Raw genomic sequence first — 7,477 nt, 5'->3', positions numbered from 1 at the left:
GATGCGCCCATGAACGGCACCAGCGACACGTGCACGAAGAACACGTTCTGGCGGCCCAGCTCGTGACGGATCTGCCGGGCCGACTCGATGAACGGCTGCGACTCGATGTCGCCGACCGTGCCGCCGATCTCGGTGATGATGACGTCGGGACGCGGCTCCTCGGTCGCCTGCAGACGCATGCGGCGCTTGATCTCGTCGGTGATGTGCGGGATGACCTGCACGGTGTCGCCGAGGTACTCGCCGCGGCGCTCCTTGGCGATGACCTGCGAGTAGATCTGGCCGGTCGTGACGTTGGCCGCCTGGCTGAGCTCGATGTCGAGGAAGCGCTCGTAGTGCCCGATGTCGAGGTCCGTCTCGGCGCCGTCGTCGGTCACGAAGACCTCGCCGTGCTGGAACGGGTTCATGGTGCCGGGGTCGACGTTCAGGTACGGGTCGAGCTTCTGCATGACGACGCGGAGACCGCGTGCCGTGAGCAGATTCCCGAGGCTGGCGGCGGTCAGACCCTTGCCCAACGAGGAAACGACACCACCGGTCACGAAGATGTGCTTGGTGGTGTCGTTCGAAGAGTCGCCGCGGAAAGAATCAGAAGTCTGCATCACGGGCTTTTATCCTATCAGGCGGTGTTTCGATGAGCTTCGCAGAAGCTGAGGACACGCGGAAGCGGACGATGCTTCTCAGTCGACGTCGGCGCGAAGTCCGAGCAGTTCGCGGGCGTGGCTGAGGGCGGCCTCCGAGTCGGGCATACCCGACAGCAGGCGCGCCATCTCGGCCTCGCGCTCCACGCCCTCCAGTCGCCGCACGTCGGAGGCAGTGACCGATCCGTCGTTCGCCTTGACGACGGTCAGGTGATTGGCGGCGAACGCCGCGACCTGAGCCAGGTGGGTGACCGCGATGACCTGTGACGACTGCGCCAGCCGGGCGAGGCGGCGGCCCACCTCGATCGCCGCGGCCCCGCCGATACCGGCATCCACCTCGTCGAAGACGAACGTGGGCACCGGGTCGACGCCCGCGATCACGACCTCGATCGCGAGCATGACGCGGCTGAGCTCGCCGCCGCTCGCGCCGCGCGAGACCGCGCGGGGTTCGGCGCCCGGATGCGGGGCGAGCAGGATCGCGACGTCGTCACGACCCGAAGCGGTCTCGGCGCCGGGGGTCACCGCGACCTCGAGCCGTGCGTCCGGCATCGCAAGGGCGCGCAGCTCGGTCGTCACGGCCGCGCCGAGGCGCCCGGCTGCTTCGGTGCGCGCCGCGGTGAGGGCGGCGGCGGCCTCGTCGAGAGCGGATGCCGCGGCATCCCGCTCCGCGGTCAGCCGCTCGATCCGATCCGAGTCGTCGTCGAGCTCGGCCAGGCGCGACGAACCGGTGTCGAGCAGTTCGATCGCCGCGTCCAGGGTGCCGTGCGCGCGCACGAGCGCTGCGAGAACGGCGCGGCGCTCCTCGACGGCGGCGAGTTCGTGCGGGCCGGACTCGTCGAGGTCGGCGAGGTAGCCGGCCAACGCGGCCGCGATGTCGGCGGCGCGGTAGCCGAGATCGGCGACCTGGCCCGCGAGCTCCTCGAGTACGGGATCGTGCACGCGCTCCAGCGCACGGCGGGCGTCCGACAGCAGCGACCCGGCATCCGGCCCGTCCGCCTCGCCCGACAGCGCGTCGTGGGCGGTGGCCGCGGCCAGTCGCAGCTCTTCGGCGTTGGCGAGGCGCTCGGCACGGGTCGCGAGCTCGGCATCCTCCCCCGGCTCGGGGGCGGCCTGTTCGATCTCGGCCAGTTGCGCCCGCAGGTCCTCGGCCTCACGGGCGCGGGCGTCACGGTCGTCGGTGAGCCGCGTCAGCTCGCGGTCGATGCCGCGCCAATGCTCGTACGCCTGGCGGTACACGTCGCGCGCGGACTGCACCGGCTCGCCGCCGAAGCGGTCCAGCGCGTCACGCTGGGCGGCCGCGGACTTGAGGCGCAGCTGGTCGGACTGGCCGTGTACGACGACGAGGTCGTCAGCCAGATCGGCGAGCACGCCTGCCGGCGCCGCACGCCCGCCCACCGACGCCCGGCCGCGGCCCTCGCTCGAGATCGACCGCCCGACGTACAGCTCGGCACGTCCGCCGCCGATCGGCTCGACGTCGCCGCCGGCCTCGCGCACGCGGTCGGCGACCGCGCCGTCCTCGGGGACGATCCAGACGCCGTCGACCGTCGCCTGAGACGCCCCGGCGCGTACGGCGCCCGAGTCCGCGCGCTGCCCGAGCAGCAGGCCGAGGCCCGTCACCACCATGGTCTTGCCCGCGCCCGTCTCGCCGGTGATCGCGGTGAAGCCCGGTCCCATCGGCAGGGTCGCCTCGGCGATCACGCCGAGGTCGCGCAGCCGCATCTCTTCGATCACAGCGCCTCCTCGCGATCGCCGGTCACGGGCATCACGCCGGTGATCGCCGCGGGGCCGCGCCAGCCCTCGACGGGAAGGTGGAACTTGCGCACGAGTCGGTCCGTGAACTGGGCGGGGTGCAGCCGTGCGAGCCGCACCGGCCGCTCCGAACGGCGCACGACGACCCGCGCGCCCGGCGGCAGGTCGTGGGACCGGCGCCCATCGCACCACAGGATGCCCGTGCCGTTCGTGCGCTCGAGCACTTCGATCGCGACGGAGTGCTCCGGTCCGACGACGAGCGGCTTGGCGAAGAGGGCGTGCGCCGACAGCGGCACCACGGCGATCGCCTCGACGGTCGGCCAGATCACCGGACCGCCCGCCGAGAAGTTGTAGGCCGTCGAGCCCGTCGGCGTCGAGACGACCATGCCGTCGCACCCGAACGACGACAGCGGCCGCCCGTCGATCTCGACGACGACCTCGAGCAGACGCTCGCGGCTGGCCTTCTCGACCGTCGCCTCGTTGAGCGCCCAGGTCTCGTAGATGACCGAGTCGCCCGTGTCCTTCACGCGCACCTGCAGTGCCATGCGCTCCTCGACGTCGTAGTCGCGCTCGATGACCCGCCGGACCGCCTCGTCCATGTCATCCCGCTCGATCTCGGCGAGGAACCCCACATGGCCCATGTTGATGCCGAGCACGGGGGCCGTGCCCTCCCGTACGAGCTCAGCGGCCCGCAGGATCGTGCCGTCGCCGCCGAGCACGATGGCGAGCTCGATGTCGGTCACGGGCACGTCCACACCCAGGATCGCGACGTCCAGCGAGGCTCCCGCAGCGGAGAGCTCTTCGCGATCGTCCGCCGCGAAGACGGGGTGTGCACCGGCGGCGCGCAGAGCCTCGACGACCCGCTCGGCCGCGAGGACGGTGTCGTGGCGGTGCGCGTGCGCGACCACAAGGATGCTGCGCTCGGCCCGCGCGTCAGCCCGCGAGTGGGCCTGCGCGTCGACAGTGTTCATCGGCTCCCCGCCAGTCGGTACATGTCTCCCCATTCTGTCGGATCGTCCGACACTCGGGGCAATCCGACCCGGTCTGGGGACGATGTGCCGCCCGCCGCCACCGGAGCCGCGTTGGGGAGGAGGATCCGCGTGCGCGTCACGCGGTCAGTCGCTCGACGACGTCGTGCCACTGCTCGGGAATCACCCCGTCACGGGCCGACAGGTGCACGACGTACTCGCGGTTGCCGTGGGTCCCTGCGATCGGCGATGCGATGAGGCCCCGCGTGCCGAGCTCCAGGTCCCACGCCGCCCACAGCACCCCCGAGACCGCGTCGGCGCGCAGCACCGGGTTGGTGACGAGTCCCCCCTTGACGGCGGTGCGCCCGACCTCGAACTGCGGCTTGATCAGCAGCACGACGTCGGCGTCCGGCGCCGCGACCGCACGGACCGCCGGCAGGACGTGCGCCAGCGAGATGAACGACAGGTCCCCGGTTATGACCGACGGCGGGGTGTCGATCCCGCTGGCTTCCGTCAGCGCAGCGGCCGTCATGTAGCGGACGTTGAAGCCCTCGATCGAGATCACGCCGGCATCGAGAGCGATGGACGGCGCCAGCTGGCCGTGGCCGACGTCCACGGCGATCACCGGCTCGGCGCCACGCTCGCGCAGCACCTGCGTGAACCCTCCGGTCGACGCGCCCATGTCGAGCGCGACCCGGCCGCGCACGTCGACCCCGAAGGCGTCCAGGCCGGCGATGAGCTTGTGCGCCGCGCGACTGACGTAGTGGTCGGCGCCGGCGACTTCCAGGACGCTCGCATCACCGACCGGCGTCGAGGGCTTGACCACCGGTCGGCCGTCGACCGAGACGAGACCCTCGGCGATGAGGGTCGCGGCGTGCGTGCGCGAGCGCGCGAGTCCGCGCGCCGCGAGTGCGGCATCCAGGCGCTGCGTCATGCGGGAGTGCCCGGCGTCGCCTCGAGGCGTCGTGACAGCGTGTCGTGGAGCGCCTCGTACGCGTCGGCCCGTGTGGCGAGCGGCTGCGCCTCGATCACCTCGAGCGTCGACAGCAGATCGCCGGTCTCATCCTCGTGCACACGGGGCTCATCCATGTCCCCAGAATACGGCGGCGCGGCTCAGGGACGGTGGAACGGGTCCGCGTACAGCTGCTCCGGCACACGGAAGCCGAAGATCGCCCGGCCGGTCGACCAGATCGCCGCGGCGCCCGCGCGGACGAGGTCGATCGGGCGCGTACCGGGCGACACGATCCGCACGTCCGGGCCGTCGATGGCGACGACGGCATCGCGCACGGTGGCCACGCCGTCGACGACGCGCACCTCGGGGTACGGCTCGTGGAGCTCACGAAGATCGCCGAGGATGAACGTCGGACGCGAGCCCTCCGGGGCCGCCAGCACGTGCTTCGGCCGGTCGATCCCGGTCAGGACGAGCGCCGAGGCGATGCCGGCGCGGTTGGCGCCGAGGATGTCGGTGTCGAGTCGGTCACCGAGGAACAGCGGATGCCGCGCCCCGAACCGTGCGACCGCCTCTTCGAAGATCGGCACCTCGGGCTTGCCGGCCACGGTGGCGAGGCGCCCGACAGCCGTGTGCACGGCAGAGACGAGCGTGCCGTTTCCCGGCGCGATGCCGCGCGACTGCGGGATCGTCCAGTCGGTGTTGGTCGCCACCCACGGGATGCCGCCCTCCTCTTCGGGCGTCTTGAGAGCGAAGGCGGCCTCGGCCAGCTGCGTCCAGCCGACCTCAGGCGCGAAGCCCTGTACGACGGCCGCCGGCGCGTCGTCGGCGCTGCGCGTCACGACGAAGCCCGCCTTCTCGACCTCGGTGACCAGCCCGTCGCCGCCGACGACCAGCACGGCCGAGCCGGGCGCGATGCGCTCCGCGAGCAGCCGCATCGCCGCCTGAGGGCTCGTCACGACGTCGCGCGGTGCGGTGTCGAGGCCGAGGTCCGACAGGTGCGCCGCGACAGAGGCATCCGTCCGGGAGGCGTTGTTCGTGATGTAGCCGATCGTCCGGTCGACGCGCGCGAGGTTCAGGCTCTCGACCGCATGCGGCAGCGCGCCAGGACCGGCGTACACGACACCGTCGAGGTCGGCGAGCACGACGTCCACGCCGGCCAGCGGCGCCGGGGCGAGTCCTTCGGTCTGCGTGCGGCGCCCGAACAGCGCCATCAGTCCTTCGCCCCGTCGTCCGCAGGCTCGGGCTCGTCGATGCCGGCTTCGACGAGGATCTCGGCGACCTCGTCCGCGACCGACGGCTCGACGCCTGCGGGCTCGTCGCCCTCCGACTCCTCCGTCTCGTCCGAGTCGACCGACTCGACCGACTCGTCCGACTCGTCGTCGAGGATGTCGTCGTCTTCGTCATCCTCCTCGAGGATCTCCTCGACGATGATCGTCTCGAGATCTCCGATTCCGGATGCCGCATCCAGTGCCTCTGCGGCGACGACGGCGCGCTGCTGCCACTGCGCAGCCTCGTCGGCACGGCCGAGCTCTTCGAGCACCGCCGCGCGGGCGGCGAAGAGGCCGGGGCTCCACTCGAACGCGCGGTCCGGGTCGAGCTCAGGGATGTCGAGTTCCTGCAGGGCGCGCTCGGGCTCATCGAGGTCGAGGCGAGCGCCCGACATCGCGATGGCCAGCTCGACGCGCTCCGAGGTCTCCAGCGTCATGCGGTCGACCGAGCGCCCCACCTCGAGGGCGCGGTCGGGACGACCCACCCCGCGCTCGCTGTCGACCATGAGGGCGATCTGATCGTCGTTGCCCGAGATGCGACGGTACGTCCGCAGTTCGCGCAGCGCCAGGGCGTAATCGCCCGTCGCGTACGCGGTGATCGCGAGCGTCTCACGGACGACGGCGATCCGGCCGGCACGGCGCGACGCCGACAGCGCATGCTGGTGCGCGAGCTCGGGGTCCTCGTCAATCAGCTGCGACGCCATCGCCAGGTGACGCGCGACCTGGTCGGCGTTCTCCTTGCTGAGCGTCTTCAGCTCGTTGCGAGCCGCCGGCGGAAGATCGCGCGCAGTGACCTCTTCGGGGATGACGGGGTCGTCATGACGTGCACGCACGGGACGGAGTTCGCCCTCACGCATGGCGCGATCGGGACGGTCGGCTCCCCCGCGGGTCGGACGAGCCTTGCGCTCGTAGGGCCGGTCGTTGTCACGACGCTCGTAGGGCTTCTTGTCGCCGTCACGCTTGGCGTAGGGGCGGTCACCATCGCGACGCTCGTACGGCTTCTTGTCGCCGTAGAGCTTCTTGTCGCCATCACGCTTCGCGTACGGGCGGTCACCATCGCGACGCTCATACGGCTTCTTGTCGCCATCACGCTTCACGTACGGGCGGTCACCATCGCGACGCTCATACGGCTTCTTGTCGCCATCACGCTTCACGTACGGGCGGTCACCATCGCGACGCTCGTACGGCTTCTTCTCGCCGTAGGGCTTGCGGTCCCCATCACGGCTCGCGTACGGGCGGTCGCCATCGCGACGCTCGTACGGCTTCTTGTCACCGTACGGCTTTTTGTCGCCGTCACGCTTCGCGTACGGGCGGTCGCCATCGCGACGCTCGTACGGCTTCTTGTCACCGTACGGCTTCTTGTCGCCGTCACGCTTCGCGTACGGGCGGTCGCCATCGCGACGCTCGTACGGCTTCTTGTCGCCGTACGGCTTCTTCTCACCGTCGCGGTTCCCATACGGGCGATCGCCATCGCGACGCTCGTACGGCTTCTTGTCGCCATACGGCTTCTTGTCGCCGTCGCGCTTCGCGTACGGGCGGTCGCCATCGCGACGCTCGTACGGCTTCTTGTCACCGTACGGCTTCCTGTCGCCATACGGCTTCTTCTCACTGTCACGCTTCGCGTACGGGCGGTCACCATCGCGACGCTCGTACGGCTTCTTGTCGCCATACGGCTTCCTGTCGCCGTCGCGCTTCGCGTAGGGCTTGCCGCCACCAGAGGTCGCCTTGCCTCCAGATCGCTGACGCGGCGCGCGGTTGTCGTCGCGCGGCTCGTGGTCTGCCATTATTCGATCCTCCTGGATGCGGGCGGCCTCGGCAATCACCCGTGTTAACGCGGAATGGCCACCCAGGGTGTGGGTGGCCATTCCGTGAATGGGTGTCCGGCGGTGTCCTACTCTCCCACAG

7 protein-coding genes are annotated in these 7,477 nt (G+C 70.9%); all 7 read right to left on the bottom strand.

Features of this window, described 5'->3' with window-relative positions; genetic code table 11:
• Window positions 1-596: CTP synthase (locus tag ACTHNQ_RS21005; RefSeq protein WP_440335856.1), on the bottom strand; the 596-nt coding region annotated here is incomplete at its 3' end.
• Window positions 597-674: 78 nt separating this feature from the next.
• The gene (gene recN / locus ACTHNQ_RS21000; RefSeq protein WP_440335855.1) at window positions 675-2,366 is read right to left on the bottom strand and encodes a DNA repair protein RecN; all 1,692 of its coding nucleotides are present in this window, start codon (window positions 2,364-2,366) and stop codon (window positions 675-677) included.
• Window positions 2,363-3,355, bottom strand: coding sequence for an NAD kinase (locus ACTHNQ_RS20995; RefSeq protein WP_440335854.1), 993 nt, complete (start codon window positions 3,353-3,355; stop codon window positions 2,363-2,365). The genes recN and ACTHNQ_RS20995 overlap by 4 nt, the downstream gene beginning before the upstream one ends.
• Before the next feature lie 136 nt (window positions 3,356-3,491).
• Complete coding sequence (locus ACTHNQ_RS20990) at window positions 3,492-4,286, bottom strand: TlyA family RNA methyltransferase (protein WP_440335853.1); 795 nt, start codon at window positions 4,284-4,286, stop codon at window positions 3,492-3,494.
• Window positions 4,283-4,441 (bottom strand): hypothetical protein, encoded by a 159-nt coding sequence (locus tag ACTHNQ_RS20985; RefSeq protein WP_440335852.1) that lies wholly within the window; start codon window positions 4,439-4,441, stop codon window positions 4,283-4,285. Before ACTHNQ_RS20985 ends, ACTHNQ_RS20990 begins: the two co-directional genes overlap by 4 nt.
• 24 nt (window positions 4,442-4,465) lie before the next feature.
• Window positions 4,466-5,515 carry an HAD-IIA family hydrolase gene (locus tag ACTHNQ_RS20980; RefSeq protein ID WP_440335851.1) on the bottom strand — a complete coding sequence of 350 codons (1,050 nt, stop codon included), beginning with the start codon at window positions 5,513-5,515 and terminating at the stop codon, window positions 4,466-4,468.
• Window positions 5,515-7,356 carry a primosomal protein gene (locus ACTHNQ_RS20975; RefSeq protein WP_440335850.1) on the bottom strand — a complete coding sequence of 614 codons (1,842 nt, stop codon included), beginning with the start codon at window positions 7,354-7,356 and terminating at the stop codon, window positions 5,515-5,517. The genes ACTHNQ_RS20980 and ACTHNQ_RS20975 overlap by 1 nt, the downstream gene beginning before the upstream one ends.
• Window positions 7,357-7,477 lie beyond the last annotated feature (121 nt).

The organism is Microbacterium sp. (genome assembly GCF_051953575.1).
In the GTDB taxonomy this organism is placed as follows: domain Bacteria; phylum Actinomycetota; class Actinomycetes; order Actinomycetales; family Microbacteriaceae; genus Microbacterium.
This window is presented reverse-complemented; position numbering and strand designations above follow the sequence as displayed.

Excerpts from the sequence above, each read along its gene's own strand:
- ACTHNQ_RS20980 (WP_440335851.1), bottom strand. The coding sequence starts at position 5,515 with ATGGCGCTGTTCGGGCGCCGCACGCAGACCGAAGGACTCGCCCCGGCG.
- ACTHNQ_RS20990 (WP_440335853.1), bottom strand. The coding sequence starts at position 4,286 with ATGACGCAGCGCCTGGATGCCGCACTCGCGGCGCGCGGACTCGCGCGC.
- ACTHNQ_RS20995 (WP_440335854.1), bottom strand. The coding sequence starts at position 3,355 with ATGAACACTGTCGACGCGCAGGCCCACTCGCGGGCTGACGCGCGGGCC.
- ACTHNQ_RS20985 (WP_440335852.1), bottom strand. The coding sequence starts at position 4,441 with ATGGATGAGCCCCGTGTGCACGAGGATGAGACCGGCGATCTGCTGTCG.
- ACTHNQ_RS20975 (WP_440335850.1), bottom strand. The coding sequence starts at position 7,356 with ATGGCAGACCACGAGCCGCGCGACGACAACCGCGCGCCGCGTCAGCGA.